The organism is Shewanella sp. AC91-MNA-CIBAN-0169, from assembly GCF_040310165.1.
Classification (GTDB): Bacteria; Pseudomonadota; Gammaproteobacteria; order Enterobacterales; family Shewanellaceae; genus Shewanella.
Genome location: NZ_JBEOPM010000027.1, coordinates 21646 through 45976 on the forward strand (window position 1 = coordinate 21646; position 24331 = coordinate 45976).

The window sequence follows — 24331 nt, forward strand, 5'->3', positions numbered from 1 at the left end:
CACGAGCACCTATTATTAAGCATGATTAGATTATGATGAACCCAACTAATTCATTACCACTTTACAGTGATGGTGTGAGCTTAAATGAGCAAGAGCTTATTGCTTGTCAAAGCTTATCCCGCGCCATACCCGATCGCAAATCGCGGGCGAAAGCAGCATTGTCTGGTCACCGAAGCAGCCAAATAAAAGGCCGCGGTATGGAGTTTGCTGAAGTACGTCATTACCAAAATGGAGATGACGTTCGTACTATAGACTGGCGAGTCACTGCACGAACAGGTGTTGCACATACTAAGTTGTTTGTTGAAGAACGCGAACGCCCTATCCTGCTATTGATAGACTTGAGCCACAGCTTATACTTTGGCTCCCAGCTACTATTACAATCGGTACAAGTGGCTCATTTAGCCACAACGTTAGGTTGGAATGCCATTAACCATGGCGATAGACTCGGGGCATTAATTGCCAGTGAAAGTACTCACTTAGAGTTAAAGCCACGTAGTCGCCGCCAAGGTATTTTACAGTTAACCTCAGGGTTAATTGATGTCCATCAACAGCAATTAAACCAAATAAATCAATTATCACCCGATCCCGGCCATATGTTTAAAGCCTGCCAACGGCTACAGCGCATTGCTAAGCCTGGGTCACTTATTTGGATTATTACTGACGGCCAACATATCAACCAGCAATGTTTAGCGCCTTTAACAGAGTTGTCGCGTCACTGTGATATTGGTGCCTTTGTGGTAACCGATCCATTAAGGCAGGGAACCTTAGCGTTACCCAAACAATTTTCTTTACCCGTACGAGATGGCCAACAACAGCTGACCCTAACACGTCAAAGTTATGAAGCCTGGTTAAGTACTCAGCAACAGCAGTTACAGCAATTCGTCTCATTAATGAATATGATAAAAGTACAACCTAAATTCATCGATGCCGCTAAACCGCTCAGTGCACAATTGGATATTTTACGTTAAATGACCACTGCTAACTTACCAACACAGCCATTGCCGATTGATGCCAAAGCCTCCGCTTTAGCGCAAATGCAAGATATTGTATTACCAGAGCCAATCAGTGCAGTGCCTATCGCACCTGGATATTGGATAATTGCAGCAATATTAATAACCTTAGCAATCTGGTTAGTTAAGCGTTTATATAAACAACATCAATATCATGCACCACGAAAAATAGCGCTGACGTTACTAGATAGCTATGATATTGAAGATGATACCTTTGCAGCACAGGTTAACAGCTTACTCAAACGCACCGCACTTACCTATTTACCGCGTGAACACCTCGCTAAACTCAACGGTCAGCCTTGGTTTGATTGGTTAGATACTCGCCTCGCCTCTGGCCAGCAACATATGATTGGTCAACTATTAGTTAAGCGACATCAAGCAAGTGGTTTAGACCAAACCGAAAAAGCCCAATTAAAATCTTTAGCAAAAGCCTGGCTAAGCAATAAACGTCCTTTTAGTGATGCAACGTTATCATCCAATAATTCACATCTGGAGGCCAAATGCTAGCATTTTACTGGCCATGGTTATTAATCTTACTGCCACTTCCGTTGTTGATAAAACGCATCAACATACATAATATCGGCGGACATTTACAACTACCCGGCATCGCTACAACGGTTACAGTGTCCAGCTCAGTAAACCGAAAAAGCAGCAGAAAACGTTACTGGCTAATGTGGATATTGTTGTTGTTAGCAATCGCTCGACCACAGTGGCTTGGCGATCCCATAGAATTACCGGCAAAAGGCCGTGATTTAATGATTGCGGTGGATTTATCCGGCAGTATGCAAATTGAAGACATGGTAATAAATGGACAAACTGTTAACAGGTTTACCCTAATACAACATGTACTTAGTGACTTTATCGAACGACGTAAAGGTGACAGACTCGGACTTATTTTATTTGCTGATCATGCTTATTTACAAGCTCCACTCACCTTAGACCGCCGCTCTGTTGCTACATTTTTAGATGATGCGCAGATAGGGTTAGTCGGCAAGCAAACCGCTATCGGTGAAGCCATTGCCCTTGCGGTTAAGCGCTTTGATAAAGTTGACGAAAGTAATCGAGTGCTCATTCTGTTAACGGATGGTTCTAATAATGCAGGTAATATTGAACCAGAAGTCGCCGCACAAATTGCCGCGAAACGTAACATCACTATTTATACTATCGGGGTTGGCGCAGAAATATTAGAACGCCGAACTATTTTTGGAAAAGAGCGCATTAATCCATCAATGGACTTAGACGAAGGCCAACTCAAAAAATTAGCTGCCATGACTAAGGGGCGTTATTTTAGAGCCCGAAACAGTGAAGAGTTAGCCAGCATTTATCAAGAAATAGACAAGTTAGAACCAGTGAGTCGTGATCAATTGAGTTATCGTCCCAAAAGTGAGTTATTTTATTGGCCGTTATTAATGTCATTACTGATTAGTTTTTTAATCAGTTTGCAGCAACAATGGCCAGGTCAGTTATTGGCTAAAACCAACCAGACTAAAACTAACCAAACCAAAGAGGCGAATCAATAATGATCCATTTCATTCGCCCTGAATGGCTATTAGGGTTCATTCCGGTATTAATATTAAGTGCATTATTTTGGCGTAAACATAGCCAGCAATCAGCATGGAAACAATATATAGCTCCACATTTAAGCCAATTATTAATCACTCAAACTGTCGAAAAAAGTCATCAACCCAAATGGCTTTTAATTGCCAGTTGGATAGTCGCCGTGATTGCGCTTTCAGGGCCGGCATTAAACAAAAAAAATCTGCCAGTATTTGCAACCGAACAAGGTCGAGTGCTCATTATGGATATGTCTCAGTCCATGTATGCCACCGACTTAAGTCCAAATCGCTTGTCCTACGCTAAATTTAGAGCGACCGACTTATTAAATGAATTAAAAGAAGGCGAAACAGGGTTGATTGCCTATGCTGGTGATGCTTATACCATTAGCCCGTTAACCCGCGACCGTGACACTATTTTAAACTTACTGCCAACATTATCACCCGATATTATGCCCACTAAAGGATCTAACTTAACAGCGGCGTTATCTCTAGCAGAAAAACTATTGGCTCAAGGTGGTCATGTCAGTGGCGATATTATTGTCATGACCGATGGCATTTCTGCACAACAATTTAATCAAGCAAGCAGCGCACTTAACAGCCGTTATCGTTTATCGATCATGGCTTTTGGCAGTAAACAAGGTGCACCCATTCGTTTAGCTGATGGTCAATTATTGCGTGATAATAGTAATGAAATCGTCGTCGCTAAAACCGATTACGGTCTATTGCAGAAACTTGTCCAACAACATCAAGGGATCCTTGTGCCAGCTCAAACAGATGGTAGCGATATCTCCACCCTCACCCACTGGCTGGCAACTGATGGCAAGGCAACCGAAACGGATCTTGCTGGCGAAACTTGGCAAGATCTGGGTCCATATTTAGCTATGCTATTAATCATCCCGATGTTAATGAGTTTTAGGCAAGGATTCTTAACCCTCATGCTTAGCCCTAGCTTGCTATTCGCTACGGCAATGACATTTAGTCTAGCCAACAGTCAACCAGCACAAGCCTCTGTGTGGCAGGACTTATGGAAAACTAAAGACCAACAAGCACAGTCTGCATTTGAACAAGGTGAATTTACCCAAGCAGCGGAAACATTCGAAAACCCCCAATGGCAAGCCTCTGCGCAATACAAAGCCGGTAATTATCAACAAGCGCTAGAAGGCTATGAACAAGACAGCAGCGCCCAAGGTTTATATAACCAAGGGAATGCCCTAATGCAGCTTAAAGATTATCAAGAGGCCATTAAGCGGTATCAACAAGCTATTGCGGCTCAATCACCGTTTACTGAAGCAAAACAGAATTTGACCTTAGCCCAGCAATTGCTTGAACAACAAAAAGAGTCATCAGATCAGCAATCTGATAAATCAGAGCAAGATCCATCTAACTCAAATGATGACAACTCTACATCAGAACAATCTTCCGATGAAAATGGATCTCAACAAGCCGATTCCGACGAATCACAGTCTGGAGAACAGGAAAACCAACAAGGTCAACAAGACCAATCTGGCCAACAAAACCAACAACAGAACGCTGAAAACCAATCTGACAATAAAAATGATCGTTCATCTGATAATAATAAACCGCAATCACAAAGTGATCAGCCATCAGACCGCGATGAACAACAAGATGATAAACAATCCGAATCGTCACAAAACGAAGCACAACAGCAAAATGGTCAGCAACAAAATGGTTCGGATCAACAATCATCAACCTCTGAAGATAACAACACTTCACAGCAAGATGATTCAACGCAAGATTCTCCAGCTAGTAACGAATCTAGCATGCAGGCCAGTGCAACTAAAAATGGAGACCAACAAGATGATGGCAACCAAAAAATGAGTGCTGTACCGTCGTCAACAGAGTCAAATACCGAAGACATAAAAGATGGCAAACCATCAGAAATGATCTCGGCTTCACAAATTAATCAAGATGATTTGCCTGCAGATATGCAACGTGCCCTTCGCGCCATAAACGAAGATCCACAAGTGTTAATCCGCAATAAAATGCAGCTTGAATATCTAAAACGTCGTCAAAATAGTCAACCGCCTAAGGAAAATGAACAGTGGTAATCAGAACTTTTTTTAGCCTATTGCTATTCATCATTGCTGCACCGGTATTTGCACTTAGCCAAGTACAAGCAACCATAGACCGAAATCCAATTGTTACCGGCGAGTATTTCGTACTCGATATTATTGCCGATGATGATCTAAATGCGGGGGCATTAGATACCTCAGTATTGCTCGATGACTTTATTGTTGGAAGAACTAGCGTTGGCCGCAGCACTAAAATGGTTAACTTTGACACCACCAAAGAAACTCGCTGGCAGGTATTATTGTCACCTAAGTCAGTGGGCAATGTCACCATACCGGCGTTTAACATCAAAGGAATTAGCTCAAACTCAATTACCTTAAAAGTTATTCCACAAGGTTCAACTACCGACGAAGTACAAAACGTATTTATTAACATCAACACTAGTGCCTCAGAAGCTTATGTGGGCCAATTAATCACTTATAAAGTAAAACTATACCTTGCAGTAGAATTACAACGAGGAGTATTAAGTGCTCCCGTTATTGAAGGCGCGCAAATCAAGCAAATAGGCGAAGACAAAGATGGCAGTGAGATCATTGATGGCCGTCGCTTTAGAGTCATTGAACGCACTTACGGTATTATTGCCGATCTGCCAGGGGAGTTAGTTATCAATGGCGCCAGTTTCTCAGGCGATGTACTTGTTGAAGCCCCTAGACGCGGAGGTATGTTTGGCTTTAATGAAAGTCGGCCAATGCAAACAGAAGCGGAAAGAGAAGTCATTCAAATCAATTCAACACCGCCAAGTTACCAAGGAAAATGGTTAGTCAGCGATATTGCGGTATTAAAAGAGACGTGGCCGGACGATATCAGCGAATTTGAAGTGGGCAGCCCAATTACCCGCACAATTAGTTTAATTGCATCTAATACCGATGACACTAGTTTACCCGACATCGATATTCCACTGGCCGACGGCTTAAAAGCTTATCCAGAAAAGCCGTTAAGACAAACTTTTGTTCGCGACAATCAAGTGGTATCACAATACAGTATCACTACTGCTATTGTGCCAACAAAACCAGGTACTTATACTCTACCTGAGATAAATGTTCCTTGGTGGAACCCACATCTTAAAAAGCAACAATTTGCCACATTGCCAGCCCGTACGATTAACGTTATAGGCAGCACAACGGCTACGACAGATATTCCACCAGCGGATAGTTTTAGCGCAGTTCAAGCCAGCGGATATTGGCCGTTACTGAGTGCTGTTCTGGCGGTATTATGGCTCATCACTTTAGTATTATGGCGTAAAGCAGCATCGGTAAACCGCACGTTGCCACAATTTAATCAAGACAATAAAAACCTCAAAATACCTAGAAAAACAGCAACGACTGGACTCAATGCAATTATTCATGCATGCGACCGTAACGACAGCAGTGCGGCGATTATTGCGGTACAAGCCTACTTTAGCGAACGTTTAGGTAAATTGATGACTTTGGCTCAAATCAGCGGTTTATCAGAACAATTAGCGTTAGCAATGAATAAGCTACAAGCAGACAAATATAGCAATAAACCACAAGCGATTGATAAAAAATCGTTAATGGATGCCATTTTGGCTTATCAACAACCCCCTCTCGCCAATAAAAAATCAATAATAGCAGAGCTAAATCCATAACATTAAAAAGCTAAATAGTAGCTAGATGCTGCTATTTAGCTTGCTATTAATCCTCCTCCTTTTTAAGCTGTTACATATTATTAACTCAAAAAAGTTAAAAAATGTTTGATTCATTGCGAAAGAAAAAGTCCGAACCTGCGGTCTTATCTGAGATGCTAACAAAACAACGACGATACGATAGCCTTGTCAGGGCTCTTCACACCGACATATTTCGCTACGCCTTTTGGTTGTGTGGTGATAAACATGTTGCTGAAGATATTACTCAAGAAACGTTCTTAAGGGCGTGGCGTTCTTTGGACTCATTAAATGACGAAAAAGCGGCTAAAGCCTGGCTAATTACCATTTTAAGACGGGAAAATGCCAGACGTTTTGAGCGTAAACAATTTGACTACAGCGACGTAGAACAAGATTTACTTGAAGATGTACTATCGACAAGTCATGAAGAAGATACCGAGCAGTATTGGTTACGTCGTCAAATAGGTAAACTCGATATCGAATATCGAGAGCCGTTGTTATTGCAGCTGATTGGCGGGTTTAGTGGTGAAGAGATTGCCACCATGCTAGAACTCAATCGAAATACGGTAATGACCCGTTTATTTAGAGCCAGAAACCAGTTAAAAGACGCTCTCGAAGCACCAGAGGTAAGAGGTCAATCAAATGGATGATCTACAGTTTCGTCGCCATGCATACGGTGACCCCAATAATCAAGCCGACGATTTTTTAGCTCATTTAGCTGAAAATGAAGACGATGCTAAATTTGTCAAAGATCTACAAGCATTTGATCATAGACTCACTCAAGCACTCAATATTAGTGTGCCTGATGGGCTTGCTGATAAGTTAATTTTACGACAGCAATTGAGTCAGCATCAAAAAAACAAAAAACAGACCCGTTACTTAATGGCAATGGCTGCTTCAGTTGCCTTTATTGTGGGAGTTAGCTTTAGTTTATTACGCTTCACGCCAGTAAACTTAGGGGAAAACTCGTTGGCTCATGTTCATCATGAAACCAAAGCATTAGTGATGGAACAGGATATTGGTTTTAATGACGTAAACTTTAAACTAGCCAGTTTAGAAGGATTAAGTGATTCGAAATTTATCCAACAACCAGGCCGTGTTTTTTACACCTCTTATTGCGACTTCCAAGGTGTTAAATCATTGCATTTAGTGATGGCCGACGAGAACGGAAACAAAGTCACTTTGTTTATTGTGCCCGTCGAAAGTCGTATTGTGTTAGAAGAAGCATTTGCAGACAATCAATACAAAGGCCAAAGCTTTCAAACAGCCGACGCCTATATGGTGTTAGTGGGCGAGCCCGCTTCTGACCTTGAGTTTGTCAAAAAAGAAGTTGAAAATACCTTTATATAATTTATAAATTAATGATTTAAAATCCGCTACTTCATTGGAATAGCGGATTTTTTTTCATCTTAAAAAATCAAAGTGTGAACTAGATCAAACTTCTGCTAGCATGTCGACCATAAAAATAATCACCTGGAAGCAATATGGAAATTCAAACGCCAATCATCATTACCTTTATCGGATATCTTGCCTTAATGATGGGTATCGGTTACTGGGCTTATCGTAAAACAGACACTGTTGATGATTACATTCTCGGTGGTCGCAAAATGGGGCCCGCAGTAACAGCGTTAAGTGTTGGCGCATCAGATATGTCTGGTTGGTTGTTATTAGGCTTACCTGGCGCGGTGTATTTAAGTGGTTTAGGTGAAGCCTGGATTGGATTTGGGTTAGTGTTTGGTGCGTGGCTTAATTGGTTATTTGTTGCAAAACGACTGCGAATTTATACCCAAGTTGCCAATAATTCTTTGACGTTACCCGATTTTTTTGAAAACCGTTTTAATGACTCTCATGGACTATTGAAATTGGTTTCGGCATTAACGATCCTGATCTTTTTCACTTTCTATGCTTCTTCAGGCATGGTGGGCGGTGCGATATTATTTGAAAAAGTATTCGGCCTCGATTATAACCTCGCCTTACTGATCGGTTCATTCATCATTGTGTCTTATACTTTCGTAGGTGGATTTTTTGCCGTCAGCTGGACTGACTTCTTTCAAGGCTGCTTAATGTTAATTGCATTATTAATTGTACCCATTGCAATTTTCAGCCAACCCGATACTCAAGCAAGTTTTGAACAAATCGATCCTGCTATGTTGTCGTTTATTAACGAAAACACCACCGTCATTGGACTCGTGTCGCTATTAGCGTGGGGATTAGGTTATTTCGGCCAACCGCATATTTTGTCTCGTTTTATGGCTATCGGCAGTCCAAAAGATTTAGTGTTATCTCGTCGTATCGCCATGAGCTGGATGTTAGTGTCGTTAGTTGGTGCCTTAGCAACGGGTATTGCCGGTAGTCTTTATTTTGCTGCAGAGCCACTTGAGAACTCAGAAACAGTCTTTATTCATTTAGCCCATGCCGCTTTTAATCCATGGATTGGCGGCTTGCTGATTGCCGCTATTTTATCTGCCATTATGAGTACTATTGACTCACAATTACTGGTTTGCTCTAGTGTCATCACAGAAGACTTTTACCTTAAATGGTTACGTCCACAAGCCAGCAGTAAAGAGTTAATGTTAGTAGGCCGTATTGGCGTTATTGCCATTGCATTAGTAGCCGGCGTTGTTGCACTTAATCCTGAAAGCAGCGTATTAGGACTCGTCAGTTACGCATGGGCTGGGTTTGGAGCTGCATTTGGTCCCGTGGTGTTATTATCACTATTTTGGCAAGGTTATAGCCGTAATGGTGCGATATCAACCATTCTAGTGGGTGCTCTTACCGTTGTCGTGTGGAAACAACTGACTGGCGGTATTTTTGAGTTGTATGAAATCGTCCCTGGATTTATTTTCGCAATGTTAGTGGGGGTAATCGTCAGTAAAATGTCACCACCAACACCGAAAACTATCGCCGACTTTGCCGATTTTCGAGAATCTTTAAAAACACAATAAACTCCAATAAAAGGCTGTATTAGTCATTTTAATAGCTCAACCGCTGTAATTGCAGAGGTTGAGCTACTAATCTTATAATCGAGTGTCAATACCAACGAATGACCTAACAAGCTTCGATAAATCTCATCTGATTAGTCTCTAAAATCCACTATGAATAAACTTTAACTTAAACTAACTGCACAGTAATGGTTATCTAAAACTGCTGATAAATTTACATATACTGCCATGCTATCAAACACCTACTTCACGATTAAAAACCAGAATTAACTTAATATTAACAACAACTAACATCTGGTCGGAGTTGTTACATTAGTCACACTTACCTAATATGCCTAAAATTTTGACCGTCAAATGCTTGAAGTGAATAAACTTTGTGCAAAACGGTAATAATAAATGGGACATAATAATGAATAAATTCCACAAGACCCTCATTGCTACCGCGGTAGGCCTACTCAGTGCACAAGCATCCGCTGCTGGTTTTCAGTTAAACAGCCAATCTGCTACTGGTATTGGTCGTGCAATGGCGGGTGATGCCGTTATTGCTGACAACGCATCGGTTCTATCTCGTAATCCTGCAGCCATGGCTCTTTTTGATGAAACAGCGCTATCTTTAGGTGTTGTTTATGCAGACATTGATGTATCAGTATCTGATGCACAAGGCAGTTTTGCCGGACAAGACGTTGCTTTTGGTAGTGAGCATAATGCTGCAGAAGCAAAAGTTATCCCCAATTTTTATTACATCAATCCAATTAATGACAAAATGGCGTTTGGCGTTGCGGTATTCAGTAACTACGGCACTGGCACCGATTTAGGTGACTTGGCAAACAGAACCCCTACCATTAGCGGCAATGCAGTACCACTGCCACCTCCAGTAGACTTACTCGGTAATACAGAAGTGGTTACTATTAACTTCAACACCAGTATGTCTTATCGCATTAATGATGAGTTCAGTTTTGGTTTTGGTGTTGATGCCGTTTACGGCAGCGGAACCTTAACTCGTACTAGCGAAAACCCACAGATTGGTAGTCTAGTCGATGTCGATGCAGATGGTTGGGCATTAGGTGGGATTGTTGGTGTTGTGTATGAAGTTAATCCAGATAATCGCTTTGGTTTAAGTTATCGTATTAGCCCAAAACTTACCGCCAAAGGTGATGTAAATTATCTTTACACTGAATACAATGAAATTGATATTCCTATCGCTGATATTGCTCAGTTTGCCGGTTTCCACCAGCTAACGGATAAATTTGCCGTGCATTACACTGCACAGTGGACCAATTGGAGTGCATTCGACAAAATCGTGGTTAAAGATGGTGCCAATGGTGTCGACCAAGCAGATTTAAAAGAATACCACTGGAAAGATTCGTGGTTCTTAAGCCTAGGCGCGACTTATAACCTCACTCAAGACTGGACTTTACGCGCAGGTGTCGCAACCGATCAGGGCGTAGTTAATCAGCATTCATCATTATCAATACCTGATTCTGATCGAACTTGGTACACCGCGGGTGTGAGTTACGATTTAAATGCAAAATCAAGCGTTGATTTAGGTATCGCTTTTGTACGCGGAGAAGATGTTACTGTACTAGAAAATAGTAACCTTCTTGCTCAAGTGCCTGGCTACAACAGTGAGATTTCAGCACAAACGCGTTCAAATGCGGTTTACTACTCAGTACAATATAACTACAGTTTTTAATTAGCAGTATTTACCCTTTTTTAGCCCGCTCACCACGGGCTAAAAGTTTCCAACCAAGCCGCCTTTTATTGTTAATTGGCGGTTTTTTTATGCCATTTATATCATAGGGTTCTAATCTATACGATTTTACAATATATCGGTTGCTTAACGGTGCAAAGTCCATTAGAATTTTCTTATAGACTTCACATTAGGCTATCACTATGTCTCGCTTATCTAATAATTTATTCCTCGGCACAATTCTCGCAACAACGGTACTAGCCACAATAGTATCCTATACAGTGCAAGCCTCTGATGTTGCTACATTAAAGCTAGAGTATTCAGAACAATATCAACCCCGTATTTATGATGCAAAAATTGAAGCAATTAAAGCGGCAACGATTTCTGCACAAACCTCAGGACGGATTATTAATATTCATTTTGATGTGAATGATCTCGTCCCACAAGGCGCTGCATTATTAGAAATCACCAATAAAGAGCAAGGCGCTGGATACGCGGGGGCAGAAGCGGATCTCGCTAAAGCAGAAGCGCTAAACAGTGAGGCCCAAGCACAATATCTTCGTTATAAAACATTGTTTCCCAAGGGCGCCATATCAAAAGGTGCCATGGATGAAGCCACTGCCAAAGCAAAATCCAGCAAACAAGCAGTCAGTGCTGCTCAAGCACAGTTAATAAAGGCCAAAGAGAGTTTAAATTACACTGTCGTGAGTGCGCCTTTTAGTGGCCGAATGACCCATCGATTTATCGAACAAGGTGAAACCATATCTTACGGCCAAGCGTTGTTCTCTGGCTACGATACTCAACACCTTAGAGCTGTATTTCAAATTCCCCAGCAAGACGTTGCTCAGGTGCAACAACAGGAGCAAGTGAGTGTTCAATTGTTCAACGGCGATGAAATCATTTCAAATGATATTAACGTCTATCAATTTGCCGATCCGTTAACTCATCAGCATCAAGTCAGAGTCAATATTGATGCCAGTAACATGGAAGACGTCATTGTAGGTCAGTGGATTAAGGTAGTCGTTAACTTCCCTAGTCGAACGAGTTTAATGATCCCATTATCGGCCATACATCAAGTCAGTGACTTAACGTCAGTGTATCGTAAACATTCAGACAAGATTGTGCTTAACCAAGTGCGTATCGGCCGAGTAGACCATCAGAATAATACTGCTGAAGTATTATCAGGGTTAATGGAAGGCGATGAAATTGTTATCGATGCTGGACGATATTTAATTATGTCCTCAGCAGCGAAAGGTCAGGAGTAAACCTGATGACAACACCTAATGAATCGATAAAACTTGGCCTTTCAGGCTCAATAGCAAAAGCATTTCAACACAGTGCCATTACCCCATTACTGGCTATTCTAGGTTTATTACTCGGCCTTTTTGCGGTGATTATTACCCCCAAAGAAGAAGAACCTCAAATTGATGTGACTTTTGCTGATGTGTTTATCCCCTACCCTGGAGCCACACCGACGGAGGTTGAAAATCAGGTCACCTTACCTGCAGAACGGATAATTTCTCAAATAAAAGGCATTGATACCCTGTACTCATTTTCCCAGCCCGATGGCGCGCTCATTATCGCTATTTTTGACGTTGGTGTCCCACGAGATGAAGCTGTGGTTAATTTGTACAATCAACTGTATTCAAACAGCGATAAGTTTAACCATGCAGCAGGCATTGGTGAGCCGTTAATCAAACCTAGAGGTATTGACGACGTACCTATAGTAGGGTTGACGCTCTGGTCTCAAGATCCAAACATCACTGCAGAGCAGCTTACCTTGGTCGCATCGGGCCTAGAAACAGAGCTAAAGCGGATACCGGGTACTCGAGAAATTTATAGCCAAGGTGGCCACGAGATGGTGTTAAATGTGCGTATTGATCCTGTCAAGATGAACAGTTTCGGCGTAACGTTCAACGATATTAGTGCCACATTACAAGATAATAACCAACTGTCTACAGTCGGCTCGATGACGCAGTTTAATCAAGAAATAAAACTGCAAGCGGGGCAGTTTTTACGCACGCCTGATGATGTTAATAATCTGCTGATTAAAGTTAATCAACCCGAGTCTATAACGGAGAAAAGTCCATTTCCTCGTGCAGTTTATTTATCTGATGTCGCCGATGTGAGCCTTAAAAGTGATATTCCTAAACAACATGTTTGGCACGTAACAGATAAGGGGACTTACCCGGCTATAACCATCGCGATTGGTAAACAGGCGGGGCAAAATGCCGTCGACATTGCAGATGCCGTATTAGCTAAAATCGATGCTGTCGATAACGTATTAATTCCCAATAATGTCAATGTCGCTATCTCTCGCAACTACGGTAAAACCGCTGGAGATAAATCTAATACACTTATTTTCAAATTGATTTTTGCCACATCTGCGGTAGTACTACTGGTATTTTTCACCATGGGACTTCGTGAGTCTGCCGTCGTTGGTGTAGCCATTATCATTACTCTCGCCATAACCTTATTTGCATCTTGGGCATGGGGATTCACTCTAAACCGAATTTCATTGTTCGCACTTATATTCTCCATTGGTATCTTGGTCGATGATGCCATCGTGGTGGTAGAGAATATTCATCGGCATATGGCAATGAGTGATAAACCCATAAGCGAGCTCATCCCTCATGCCGTTGATGAAGTCGGTGGGCCAACGATATTAGCTACCTTCACCGTTATCGCCGCCCTATTGCCAATGGCGTTCGTATCTGGACTAATGGGTCCATACATGAGCCCAATTCCGATTAATGCCAGTATGGGAATGATTATTTCGCTCTTAATCGCGTTTATTATGACCCCATGGTTAAGCCGCATATTGTTAAAACCTCACAAAAAGATACATAGTTCAAACAATAAAGCGCCTGACACAGGTATCCCAGTAGAAGAAGACAATCGATTAACCCGTCTATTTACGCGAATAATGAGTCCTTTTTTACTCGGCGAACATGCGCCAAAAGCGCGAAAAGGCTTGGCTTTAGGTATCGTATTATTGATTGCCTTCGCTATCGCCTTACCTGTAATGCAAGCTGTAGTACTAAAAATGCTGCCTTTTGATAATAAGTCTGAGTTTCAGGTAATGGTTGATATGCCTGAAGGCACCCCTGTGGAACAAACTCAAAGAGTATTACAAGATCTCAGTCAATATCTCAGCAGTGTGGAAGAAGTTGAGCATTTACAGTTGTACGCGGGCACCCATGCACCTATGAATTTTAATGGCTTAGTACGACATTATTTTTTACGCAGCAGCCAAGAGCTCGGTGAAATTCAGGTCAATCTAGTGGATAAAAAACATCGAGACCGCGACAGTCATACCATTGCATCATCTGTACGCGAGCCGTTGCAAAAAATTGGTCTACGTTATCAAGCCAATATCAAAATTGTTGAGGTACCACCAGGGCCACCGGTTTGGTCGCCTATAGTTGCTGAGGTTTATGCGCCTAACACCGAATTACGTGAACAAGCAGCCAATGACTTATTGCAACGTTTCAGAGATACCGAATACGTTGTTGATATGGATATATATTTGCCAGCGCAACAACAAAAGTGGCAAGTGATCATTGATCGAAATAAAGCCAGCTTAATGGGTGTTTCTTACGCCAGTATTGTGGATACGATCAGCACTGCTGTTGATGGTAAGGACGTCAGTTACTTGCATCAAGCACAGTTAGCTCATCCCACGCCGATTAGATTACAGCTTGATGAAGCCGCTAAAGTAGATCTAAAGCAAGTCTTGTTATTACGCCTACCGACTCAATCAGGTGAAACAGTACCGCTAACTGAATTAGTTAAGGTGCAACAACAAGTGATTAATGCACCCATTATCCATAAAAATATGGTGCCTATGATAATGGTTATTGCCGATATGGCAGGGCCAACGGGTAGCCCACTTTATGGCATGTTCGATATGGTCAGCCAGATTAATCAGCAAAATGAACAAGGTGACACTAGTTATCCAATTCAACAAAATTTGGTTAATCAGCCTGATGGATTAACCGATGTGTCGATTCTATGGGATGGTGAATGGAAAATAACATATGAAACCTTCCGCGATATGGGCATTGCTTATGCCGTTGGTATGATAGCTATTTACTTACTTGTTGTGGGCCAATTTAAATCTTATATCGTGCCGTTAATCATCATGGCGCCCATTCCATTGACCATCATAGGTGTTATGCCTGGCCACGCTTTATTAGGCGCTCAATTCACGGCTCCTTCTATGATAGGCATGATAGCGCTAGCAGGCATTATTGTCCGAAACTCAATTTTGCTGGTTGATTTCATTAATCAACAAACTGCCGCAGGCGTTCCGTTAGAACAAGCGGTTATCCACTCTGGCGCGGTAAGGGCAAAGCCCATTATGTTGACAGCATTAGCAGCAATAATTGGGGCATTATTTATTATTGATGACCCTATTTTTAACGGTTTAGCCATTAGTTTAATATTTGGGATTTTTATCTCAACTATTTTAACCTTGGTGGTGATTCCAGTGTTGTATTTTTCAGTAATGAAACATAAGCATGTGTAACAAAATTATATTATTCACTGGGCATCGCCCAATAAGGAGCTAAACATGTCATTAGAACGAAATATTATGGCCTTTGCCGGCTTTATGGTTTTATTATCTCTTGTGTTAACCGCAACGGTTAGCCCACATTTTGTCTGGCTTACAGTATTTGTCGGCGCTAATCTATTTCAGAGTGCTTTTACAGGCTTTTGTCCTGCTGCGATGATAATGAAAAAGTTCGGCGTCAAAACTGCAGCTGAAATAGCCTTAAATAAATAACAAGGAAATTATCGTGCTTAAAAAATCTATGCTGCTGTCTATTCAATCTATCTTAGCGATGTTGGTCTTATTAGCGGCATCGCTTATGCCTACTTGGGCTGCAGAGCAAGAGCCTAGCGTTGCTTGGGAAAAAATAGACCGCGGTGTAACGTTAATTGATGTGCGCACTGCTGAAGAGTTTGCTGCTGGACATATTGACGGTGCGATTAATATTCCATTTGAGATTATCGTCCCAGAGTTGGCAAAGCTCAATATCGATACAGACGCCGAAGTGGTTCTTTACTGCCGCAGCGGCAACCGTAGTGGTATTGCACAGGAATCATTAGTTAAACAGGGTTACACCAATACCTATAATGCGGGTGGTTTTGATAGCTTAATATCAGCACGATAACCTCACTAACAATCTAAAGTCACACATTTACAACTGTGGTTTTATTAAGCAAATACAATGGTTTATCGTATTGATATTCTCTTCATATCAATACGATAAACCTTACTGCTTTCACTCCTTATATTTTTATGTAAAAAAATCTTTACACTTAATATTAGATAATTATTTATTAGCATAAAACGGATCCGTTTATGCACTTTCTAGTTAAGCGCTTTCATAAAGTTAACTCCATTAACGCTCGAAAGATAACATTCTATCAACTCGAGCTCTAAGTGAATGTTAAGTCGTTTTTGATGAATAAAAACTCAAATAAATCCGTTCTATAACACCAGTTACTTGACAAAAAACACTAACAACTTGTTTACACCAGGCAAAAATGTGGTTACCTTTTAGACAGATAGGCAAAATAGCTTATCTGTAAAACATAATTATAAAAGACATTACGTCCCACCCTGATTAACATGGAAGATAATATGAAAAAGCATAAAAACCCAACGGTCGTGCTTAGCATGACAGCACTCGCTTTGGCTATTTCAACTCAAGTAAACGCAGCACCAACCCCGTCACAACTCTCTGCAACTAATCAACAGATTGAACAACAATCACCTTTACCTAAACGATATATCGTCAAGTTCAGAAATGATAATGCTGCTCAGACTCTTAATGGCAATGCCGCTGTGCAAAATGTGAATGTTGAAGCCGACAACAGCATGGATTACGAGCCTCGTTCTAACGAAGTATTTACCCAGTTTAGAGCTTTGAACAGCGTAAAGGCACGAGAAATGAAGCGTGTAGGTCGTAGTAATAGCTACTCAGTTAAACTCGATTCTCCCTCTCTTAAAGCATTACGTTTGCGTCAAGATGTTGAATACGTGGAAGAGGATTTACCCCGTAGACTGCTTGCGGAGACAACACCTTGGGGACAAACCTTTGTTGGTGCGACAGTGTTAAGCGACAGCCAAGCAGGTAATCGTACTATCTGTATTATTGATTCTGGTTATGACCGTAGCCACAATGATTTAAGTGGTAACAATGCAACCGGGACCAATAACTCAGGTACAGGTAACTGGTATCAACCAGGTAATAATAATGCCCATGGTACTCACGTAGCAGGTACCATTGCCGCAATAGCGAACAATGAAGGTGTGGTCGGGGTTATGCCTAACCAGAATGCCAATATTCATGTTGTAAAAGTGTTTAACGAAGCCGGATGGGGCTACTCATCGTCTTTAGTCGCTGCTATTGATACCTGTGTTACTTCAGGTGGTGCAAACGTAGTCACAATGAGTTTAGGTGGCAGTGGTTCAACCACAACTGAGCGTAATGCATTAAATGCTCATTATAACAATGGGGTGCTATTAATTGCAGCTGCAGGTAATGCTGGCGACAGTAGTTATAGCTACCCAGCATCTTATGATAGCGTAATGTCTGTTGCTGCGGTTGACAGCAATCTTGATCATGCCGCTTTTTCACAGTATACAGACCAAGTTGAGATTTCAGGTCCTGGCGAGGCAATTCTATCAACGGTTACCGTTGGCGAAGGTCGTTTAGCCGATATAACTATTGGCGGTCAGTCATACTTTAACAATGGTGTAGTGCCGCACAACCGTTTAACCCCGTCAGGTACTAGCTACACTTCGGCACCAATTAACGCAAGTGCAACAGGAACCTTAGCGGAATGTACTGTAAATGGAACCAGTTTTAATTGCGGTAGCATGACCAATAAAATCTGTCTTGTTGAGCGTGTAGGCAACCAAGGCTCAAGTTACCCTGAAATAAACTCGGTTAAAGCCTGTAAAACAGCCGGTGCCAAAGGTGTCATTGTATACAGTAACACTGCACTACCAGGGTTACAAAATCCTTTCCTAGTGGACGCTAATAGTGAAATTCTGATTCCGTCGATGTCTGTTGATCGGGCTACGGGGCTTGTACTTAAAGCCAAGTTGGGTCAGTCAGCCACTGTGAGTAATCAAGGCAATCGAGATTATGAATATTACAATGGCACCTCAATGGCAACACCGCATGTGTCAGGCGTAGCAACATTAGTGTGGAGTTACCACCCAGAGTGTAGCGCCAGCCAAGTGCGTGCGGCATTAAATGCCACAGCAGATGACTTAAGCGTTGCCGGTCGTGATAACCAAACTGGTTACGGGATGGTTAATGCAACAGCAGCAAAGGCTTACCTAGACGAATCATGTAATGGTCCAACCGATCCTGGTACAGGCTCTGGTGACAGCGTACTTGAAAAAGGCGTGGTAAAAACAGGCTTAGCTGGCGCTAAAAACGATGAATTATATTTCTCGTTAGACGTTCCTGCAGGCGCGACAGACTTAAGCTTCACTATGAGTGGTGGCACTGGCGATGCTGACTTATATGTGCAGTATGGCGCATCACCTACCAGCAGCAGTTACGACTGTCGTCCATGGAAAGGTGGTAATGCAGAGTCTTGCCCAATTGCGACGCCTCAATCTGGTACTTACTATGTGATGCTACAAGGTTATAGTGCATTTAGTGGTGTAAATTTAGTGGCTAACTACACCGCTGGTAGCACTGGTGGCAGCAACACAGGCGGCCCAGCGAGCTACAACAATACCGGAAATTATACGATTCCAGACAACAACACTAGTGGTATCACTAGCCCTATTACTGTTAGCCGCACTGGCGATTCAGGAACGGTATCAGTGTCTATTGGAATTATTCATACTTATATTGGTGATTTAAAAATCCAGTTAGTTAGCCCAACAGGTCAAACTGTTGTACTGCATAACAACACTGGTGGTGGAACCGATAACCTAACCCAAACTTATACGGCTAATATGGCAGGTGTAGAATCAAGTGGTGTATGGACATTAAAAGCAGTTGATAATGCGAGACAAGATACTGGATATATTGATACTTGGAGCTTAAGCTTCCAGTAATATTATTTCGTTGATTACAAAAATAGCCACATTATGTGGCTATTTTTATTTCTGATGGATTAACTTTTTAACAGTTAGCAGACTAATAATTAAAAATCTAATAGTGAGGTTGTGTTGTTTGCAACACGGCAGGCTGCTGAATATTGGCAATCACTTCAAATATAGATGCAAATGAGTTTGGTGTACTCACATCGACAGCAAGCTTTAATCGACGAGCAATATCATTAGCAGATAGCACACCACGAATAGCATGATTAGATCGGTCAACCACTAAACAATGTTGCTGTCCTGCTGATTGTAATGTCTCAATAACATCACCAATACGAGCATAACTTAAATCTTCAAAATCAATCGCTTTCAGATCTTCTTTAGGGATCATAAAATCTGCAACACTTAAATGCTCACGCTGATGACCAGCTGCAACACGTTTTAATATTTCTTGATTATGTAAAGACTCAAAGCTGATTAGGCCAATAAACTTATCTTTATCATCTATGACTAATTTAAGACGTACATGCGACTTCTGCATTAAGTGCTCGACCTTAACCGCCGACGTGCTCGATTCTATCACCATAGGTGTCACTTTCTTAAAATCAGTAAACACGTTTAATGCTGAGGATAGTACTGAGATATCTTCATGGGCTTCTGGTGAAGTTAATTCATCAATTTTTTCTACTGGGTATAGGGCTAATTTCTTCACAATAACATCCTTAATCAACAACCATCGCGAAACGTGAAACATCATATTTATTAATGATTTATAATTTATTGTGATGTTCACTGCATGATTTGATTATCTGCCTGTGATTTTATTAGTACAAGACCCATTTGATTAAATTTAATTAATTTTTGATAAATTAAGGTTAAATTCACTTTACTGTGATCGTAAGTATGATAGCAAAATGTGATAGCAACCCAAATCACGTAAATACCACTACTTTAACGTTTCAGGCTCTATTAACACGCTATTATTTGCATCCGACAACCACACTTGCCCTTCGCTAAGACTAACTTGTAACGCCATATTTCGATTAACAAATACATCCATTTGTTTCACCGCATCTTCTGGAAAATTAATCACAGTTAAATTATCGTAGCGAGCAAACGCTTGCTGGTTCTGCTGCCACCAAATAGGCACACTTCGGCCACCATAAGTATAAAGAATAACGTGTTTTGACCGACCACAGGCTTTTCTAAGCCATTTCTCATCAGCTTGACCAAACTCAACCCAAAGATCGATTTCACCACTCAGATTTTTATCCCAAAGTTCAGCTTCATCATCAACACATAACCCTTTACTAAACACTAAAGTTTCGGATGCATTAATGGCAAATGCCAGTAAACGCACCATCATGCGCGTATCGGTTTCGGACGGATGTTGGGCTAAGGTAAACTGATGATCGGCATAATAATGACGGTCCATATCTGCAATCTGCAGCGAGACTTTAAAGACGGTAGCTTTAGCAGCCATAAAAGGTTCCAACAAGTATAAAAAAACCGAGTCTACTACAAAGTAGACTCGGCATAATAGAACATCGTACATATTGGGTTAAATAGCACCAGGGCGTAGATGTTTTGCCATTGGAAAATGCGCGCTGAACTGGGCGACTTTAGCAGCAGAAGACACGATTAACATACGAGATCCATGTTCATATTGATGAGTGATATCACTTAACAATGGCACCGCTTCTCTGCTTGCGTCTCGCCTTAATAATTCATTAATCTCACTATCAAGCGCACTATCACTGTAAACCACGTCTAATGTCTGTAATAGCGGCATTGCTGCAATAGGGAGTAAATGTGCCGGCGTATCCTCGGTTAACAAAAGAATCTCACCTTTAACACTAAAGTCTTCAAAAGACTCAAGGTAACGTTGTTCTGTTAATGCATCGAATTTATCTTGGTTAGTGGTAAAAAAACGTTCCCAAAATAAACGTCTATCTTTGCCTGCTAATAATTTATGTTGTACTTCCTCGCGCTTGCTGGCAACAAAATCAAATAAAGGCGCTAATGATGACGGTAGCATAGTTTCGAGGCGTGAACGGATGGTTCGAGCGAAAACAGGTGCGGCACCAGCTGTACTTATCGCAACCACTAACCGGCCTCTATCCACTATCGAAGGCGTAATAAATCGACAAAATTTAGGATTATCGACCACATTCACCCAAATCCCCCGCTCTGTGGCCAACTGCGCAAAATCCATATTCAATTGCTCAGCGGCAGTAGCAAGGTAAATGATATCCACATTGGCAATATCATCAGCACATACTTCACGACGAGACAGCTGGATCCGCCCCTGCGTATAATAGTTTTCAATATCATTGGCAACCGTCGGCGCTATGACATGAATATGAGCATCCGTACGAGACAACAAATCGAGTTTACGTGTGGCAACTTCACCAGCACCAACCAATAAGACCTTCAAACCTTGAGTATCGACAAACAAAGGGAAATATTGCATTAATCTACTCAGTCTTCAACGATAGGGAATTGATGTTGTATCCAAGCACGGTAGCCACCAACCATTGAGGCGACTTGCGTATAACCCATAAGTTGTAAATTATAGGCAGATAATGCTGCACGCTGGCCTGCGCCACAATAAAGTAATATTGGAGTATTTTTATCCGGAAAACGATGCTCTATATCACGTTCAATAATGCCACGACTGAGGTGTTTTGCATTAGGTAAATGCCCTTGTAACCATTCGTTATCTTCTCGCACATCAATTAATTGCCATTGATCTTGTTGTTGATATTGCTCAATGGTTAACAAGCTAACATGTGGCATAACAGAATCGACCAAACTGGCGAATGCTGGAGAGGGTTGCATAGCGTTTCCTTAAGTTAGTTAAATCACTCATTTGTGACAAATTAGCACTACATACGTCATAAACCTAAAAGTAGTTTAATCATTAGAGTCTATTGGATTTTTGAAAGCAATTTTGCTGCAGTTAGTGGCAATTTACTATAACGAGGAGTTTATGATGGTGTCATTTACATGAATAAGCGCTAATTGCCCCAAAATAAGCCACATATGCAATCCTAGTGGCTCAACTAAACGGGCGCATATTTATAAACTAGGCTCTTTATTACTAAACGTAAATTGACTTAGACACTTTTCGTCTAATATTTACGTCGCGATTAAACCCCGTTTATGTTGAATAATATGTGGTCATGAAAGATGGCTTTCAACGTTAAAAAACCATCATACGGGTTTATTCGTTATGCATTTCACTTCTTTGCGAACTACATTGCCAACACAATTCAAAACTGCCTTCGTTTATTTCATGGCATTGGACACATTGCCATTGAGGCTGTTCAATATCGAGTGAATCGAGTAAGGTTTGCGCAGTGACAAGTTGATTGTCTGCTACCCATAATTCTACCGTTTGCATTTCAATCGGTAAACCGCCTACACCACCAATGAGTGCTTCACCTTTAAGATCAACTTCAATTCCACTGGTTTCCAGTAGCCCTTTCCATGTGTGAGCCTGCAGTAAATTACCACCGGCTAATAATACTTTTCGTTGTTCCATGCGTTATCCTACTGCATTGCTCTTGCTGGCAAATTTGTTTCATCCTACTGCCTCTACCAAAATCTGTCGAGTGTTGTTTATAAATTGGACATTTGTCATAGACAATGATTATGTTAACTTTATATGAACTCTTCGCATTTAATAACATCATAAGCAGGGCTCTACATGACAAAAATAGTCTTAAAAGGTGTATTTCAAATCACCGCTTGGAATGAATCGGCATATGCTGAACACGACAATAACAGCAAACAAACCATTGCCGAAATTACCCAAACGTATTCTGGTGATATCAATGGTTCTGCTCAAATTCGCTATGTAATGTCATATCAAAATGGGGAGGCAGCGGTATTTGTCGGAATGGAGCACTTAACCATAAACACGCCAGAAATATCCGGCACCATAGTGTTACAACATAATGGGGTATTCTCACAAGGTGTTGCACAAAGCCAATTCAATGTAATAGCTGACTCGGGTACCGATAACTTGCATCAATTTATCGGCCACGGTGAGTTTACCTCAACCGAAAACGGCCAAGCAGATTACCTCATCACTTTGCATCATGACTAAAATAACCATTTCTCGTTTAGAGACTAATATCGGTACATTTAGAGTATCTGGGAAGATGATGGTAACTTCACTGATGTTTCTCAGTGTTGATATACTCGGCAGTGATGGGTGGGAAGCGCTGATAATCGACCCACAAACTCAATGGCACAAAACCTTGATGGCTGCCTGTGAAGTGCATTTAGCAGAACAACAGAACATAACTAAGGCATAAAAAGAAACCCCAGCAAGCTGGGGTTTCTTTTTAGCGATTAAGATTAATAATACTTATTAAGGCATCATTGAAGGCTGATCAGCACCTTCTTTCTCAATCTCTACCGGTAACATGTGCTCACGGTTGATACCCAATTTAATGGCTAAATAACTTGCCACGTAAATCGATGAGTATGTACCAACAAAAATACCGAGTAGCAATGCAGTCGCAAAACCATGGATCATTGTGCCGCCTTTTAAAAACAGCGCAATAACGGTAATTAATGTAGTACCTGTAGTAATAACAGTACGACTCATGGTCTGAGTGATTGAGGTATTCACAATCTCTACAGGGGTGCCTTTACGCATTTTAAGGAAGTTTTCACGGATACGGTCATACACTACGATGGTATCGTTAAGTGAGTAACCCACAACTGTTAATAAACCTGCCAATACGGTCAAGTCAAACTCAAGCTGTAATACCGAAAATACCCCTAAGGTCACAATAACGTCATGGGCTAGCGCCGCTACAGAACCTGCAGCTAAACGCCATTCAAAACGAAATGATACATAGATAAGAATACAGATTAAAGCAACAATAACGGCTAAGCCACCCTGCTCCGCTAATTCCTTACCTACTTGTGGCCCAACAAACTCAACACGCTTTTGAATCACGCCTGAATCAATTGACTGTGCAGCAGTTAATACTGCTGCAACCTGCACATCACTTTTTAACTCATTTCTTACCGGTAAACGCACCAATATATCGCGGCTTGAACCAAAGTTCTGTACTACCGCACCTTCAGCTTCCGCTGTGGTCATGGTCGCACGTAAAGCATTCAAGTCAACAGGTGCTGAAAACTCCATTTCAACAACCGTACCGCCGGTAAAGTCTAAGCCCCAGTTAATACCTTGTACGCCTAGCGATACAAAAGAAGCAATAACTAAGATCAACGACATTACACTAATAGGAAGTGCATGACGAAGGAAGTCGACTGTTTTCTTTACTGAAAATATTTGCAACATATTCAA

At 41.4% G+C, this 24331-nt stretch carries 22 protein-coding genes; 16 read left to right on the top strand and 6 right to left on the bottom strand.

The features are described from left to right. Positions 1-32 precede the first annotated feature (32 nt). From AAEY98_RS18580 to AAEY98_RS18645, 14 genes are all read left to right on the top strand, one after another. Positions 33-968, top strand: coding sequence for a DUF58 domain-containing protein (locus AAEY98_RS18580; protein WP_351018722.1), 936 nt, complete (start codon positions 33-35; stop codon positions 966-968). Continuing rightward, positions 969-1517, top strand: a complete 549-nt coding sequence (locus AAEY98_RS18585) for a DUF4381 domain-containing protein (protein WP_351018725.1) — start codon at positions 969-971, stop codon at positions 1515-1517. Then, positions 1511-2530: a vWA domain-containing protein gene (locus tag AAEY98_RS18590; RefSeq protein ID WP_351018728.1), complete on the top strand. Its 1020-nt coding sequence runs from the start codon at positions 1511-1513 to the stop codon at positions 2528-2530. Before AAEY98_RS18585 ends, AAEY98_RS18590 begins: the two co-directional genes overlap by 7 nt. Next, the gene (locus AAEY98_RS18595; protein WP_351018731.1) at positions 2530-4635 is read left to right on the top strand and encodes a VWA domain-containing protein; all 2106 of its coding nucleotides are present in this window, start codon (positions 2530-2532) and stop codon (positions 4633-4635) included. The genes AAEY98_RS18590 and AAEY98_RS18595 overlap by 1 nt, the downstream gene beginning before the upstream one ends. Next, the gene (locus AAEY98_RS18600; protein ID WP_351018733.1) at positions 4629-6263 is read left to right on the top strand and encodes a BatD family protein; all 1635 of its coding nucleotides are present in this window, start codon (positions 4629-4631) and stop codon (positions 6261-6263) included. The genes AAEY98_RS18595 and AAEY98_RS18600 overlap by 7 nt, the downstream gene beginning before the upstream one ends. A gap of 101 nt (positions 6264-6364) precedes the next feature. Next, positions 6365-6928 (top strand): sigma-70 family RNA polymerase sigma factor, encoded by a 564-nt coding sequence (locus AAEY98_RS18605; protein WP_011638133.1) that lies wholly within the window; start codon positions 6365-6367, stop codon positions 6926-6928. Further along, positions 6921-7628, top strand: coding sequence for a DUF3379 domain-containing protein (locus AAEY98_RS18610; RefSeq protein ID WP_101086586.1), 708 nt, complete (start codon positions 6921-6923; stop codon positions 7626-7628). Before AAEY98_RS18605 ends, AAEY98_RS18610 begins: the two co-directional genes overlap by 8 nt. Positions 7629-7762: 134 nt before the next feature. Continuing rightward, the gene (putP, locus tag AAEY98_RS18615; protein ID WP_182744553.1) at positions 7763-9223 is read left to right on the top strand and encodes a sodium/proline symporter PutP; all 1461 of its coding nucleotides are present in this window, start codon (positions 7763-7765) and stop codon (positions 9221-9223) included. A 406-nt stretch (positions 9224-9629) separates the two neighbouring features. Next, positions 9630-10913: an OmpP1/FadL family transporter gene (locus tag AAEY98_RS18620; protein ID WP_101086584.1), complete on the top strand. Its 1284-nt coding sequence runs from the start codon at positions 9630-9632 to the stop codon at positions 10911-10913. A 200-nt stretch (positions 10914-11113) separates the two neighbouring features. Continuing rightward, on the top strand, positions 11114-12175 hold the full coding sequence (locus AAEY98_RS18625; RefSeq protein ID WP_192116324.1) for an efflux RND transporter periplasmic adaptor subunit: 1062 nt from the start codon (positions 11114-11116) through the stop codon (positions 12173-12175). 5 nt (positions 12176-12180) lie between these two features. Continuing rightward, positions 12181-15441, top strand: coding sequence for an efflux RND transporter permease subunit (locus AAEY98_RS18630; protein ID WP_162023540.1), 3261 nt, complete (start codon positions 12181-12183; stop codon positions 15439-15441). 45 nt (positions 15442-15486) lie between these two features. Next, the gene (locus AAEY98_RS18635; RefSeq protein WP_101086581.1) at positions 15487-15699 is read left to right on the top strand and encodes a YgaP family membrane protein; all 213 of its coding nucleotides are present in this window, start codon (positions 15487-15489) and stop codon (positions 15697-15699) included. A 13-nt stretch (positions 15700-15712) separates the two neighbouring features. Then, entirely contained in the window at positions 15713-16090 is a 378-nt protein-coding gene (locus AAEY98_RS18640; protein ID WP_443024174.1) for a rhodanese-like domain-containing protein, read from the top strand. Between the two features lie 473 nt (positions 16091-16563). Further along, entirely contained in the window at positions 16564-19008 is a 2445-nt protein-coding gene (locus tag AAEY98_RS18645) for a S8 family serine peptidase (protein ID WP_351018738.1), read from the top strand. A gap of 97 nt (positions 19009-19105) precedes the next feature. Here AAEY98_RS18645 and AAEY98_RS18650 read toward each other — a convergent pair whose 3' ends face one another. The 5 genes from AAEY98_RS18650 to AAEY98_RS18670 form a co-directional block, all read right to left on the bottom strand. Continuing rightward, the gene (locus tag AAEY98_RS18650) at positions 19106-19708 is read right to left on the bottom strand and encodes a CBS domain-containing protein (protein ID WP_242445127.1); all 603 of its coding nucleotides are present in this window, start codon (positions 19706-19708) and stop codon (positions 19106-19108) included. A 234-nt stretch (positions 19709-19942) separates the two neighbouring features. Next, a complete protein-coding gene (locus AAEY98_RS18655) occupies positions 19943-20479 on the bottom strand; it encodes a YaeQ family protein (protein ID WP_101086577.1) in 537 nt (178 codons plus the stop codon). A gap of 78 nt (positions 20480-20557) precedes the next feature. Then, complete coding sequence (locus AAEY98_RS18660; RefSeq protein ID WP_351018741.1) at positions 20558-21469, bottom strand: precorrin-2 dehydrogenase/sirohydrochlorin ferrochelatase family protein; 912 nt, start codon at positions 21467-21469, stop codon at positions 20558-20560. A gap of 8 nt (positions 21470-21477) precedes the next feature. Continuing rightward, positions 21478-21837, bottom strand: coding sequence for a rhodanese-like domain-containing protein (locus AAEY98_RS18665; RefSeq protein ID WP_162023543.1), 360 nt, complete (start codon positions 21835-21837; stop codon positions 21478-21480). A 385-nt stretch (positions 21838-22222) separates the two neighbouring features. Next, complete coding sequence (locus AAEY98_RS18670) at positions 22223-22543, bottom strand: putative signal transducing protein (protein ID WP_101086574.1); 321 nt, start codon at positions 22541-22543, stop codon at positions 22223-22225. 165 nt (positions 22544-22708) lie between these two features. Here AAEY98_RS18670 and AAEY98_RS18675 point away from each other — a divergent pair, with 165 nt between their 5' ends. Further along, complete coding sequence (locus tag AAEY98_RS18675; protein ID WP_101086573.1) at positions 22709-23110, top strand: DUF3224 domain-containing protein; 402 nt, start codon at positions 22709-22711, stop codon at positions 23108-23110. Continuing rightward, a complete protein-coding gene (locus AAEY98_RS18680; RefSeq protein WP_351018744.1) occupies positions 23103-23321 on the top strand; it encodes a hypothetical protein in 219 nt (72 codons plus the stop codon). The genes AAEY98_RS18675 and AAEY98_RS18680 overlap by 8 nt, the downstream gene beginning before the upstream one ends. Positions 23322-23377: 56 nt before the next feature. Here the strand turns inward: AAEY98_RS18680 and secF are convergent, their stop codons facing one another. Further along, a complete protein-coding gene (secF, locus tag AAEY98_RS18685) occupies positions 23378-24325 on the bottom strand; it encodes a protein translocase subunit SecF (RefSeq protein WP_101086571.1) in 948 nt (315 codons plus the stop codon). Positions 24326-24331 lie beyond the last annotated feature (6 nt).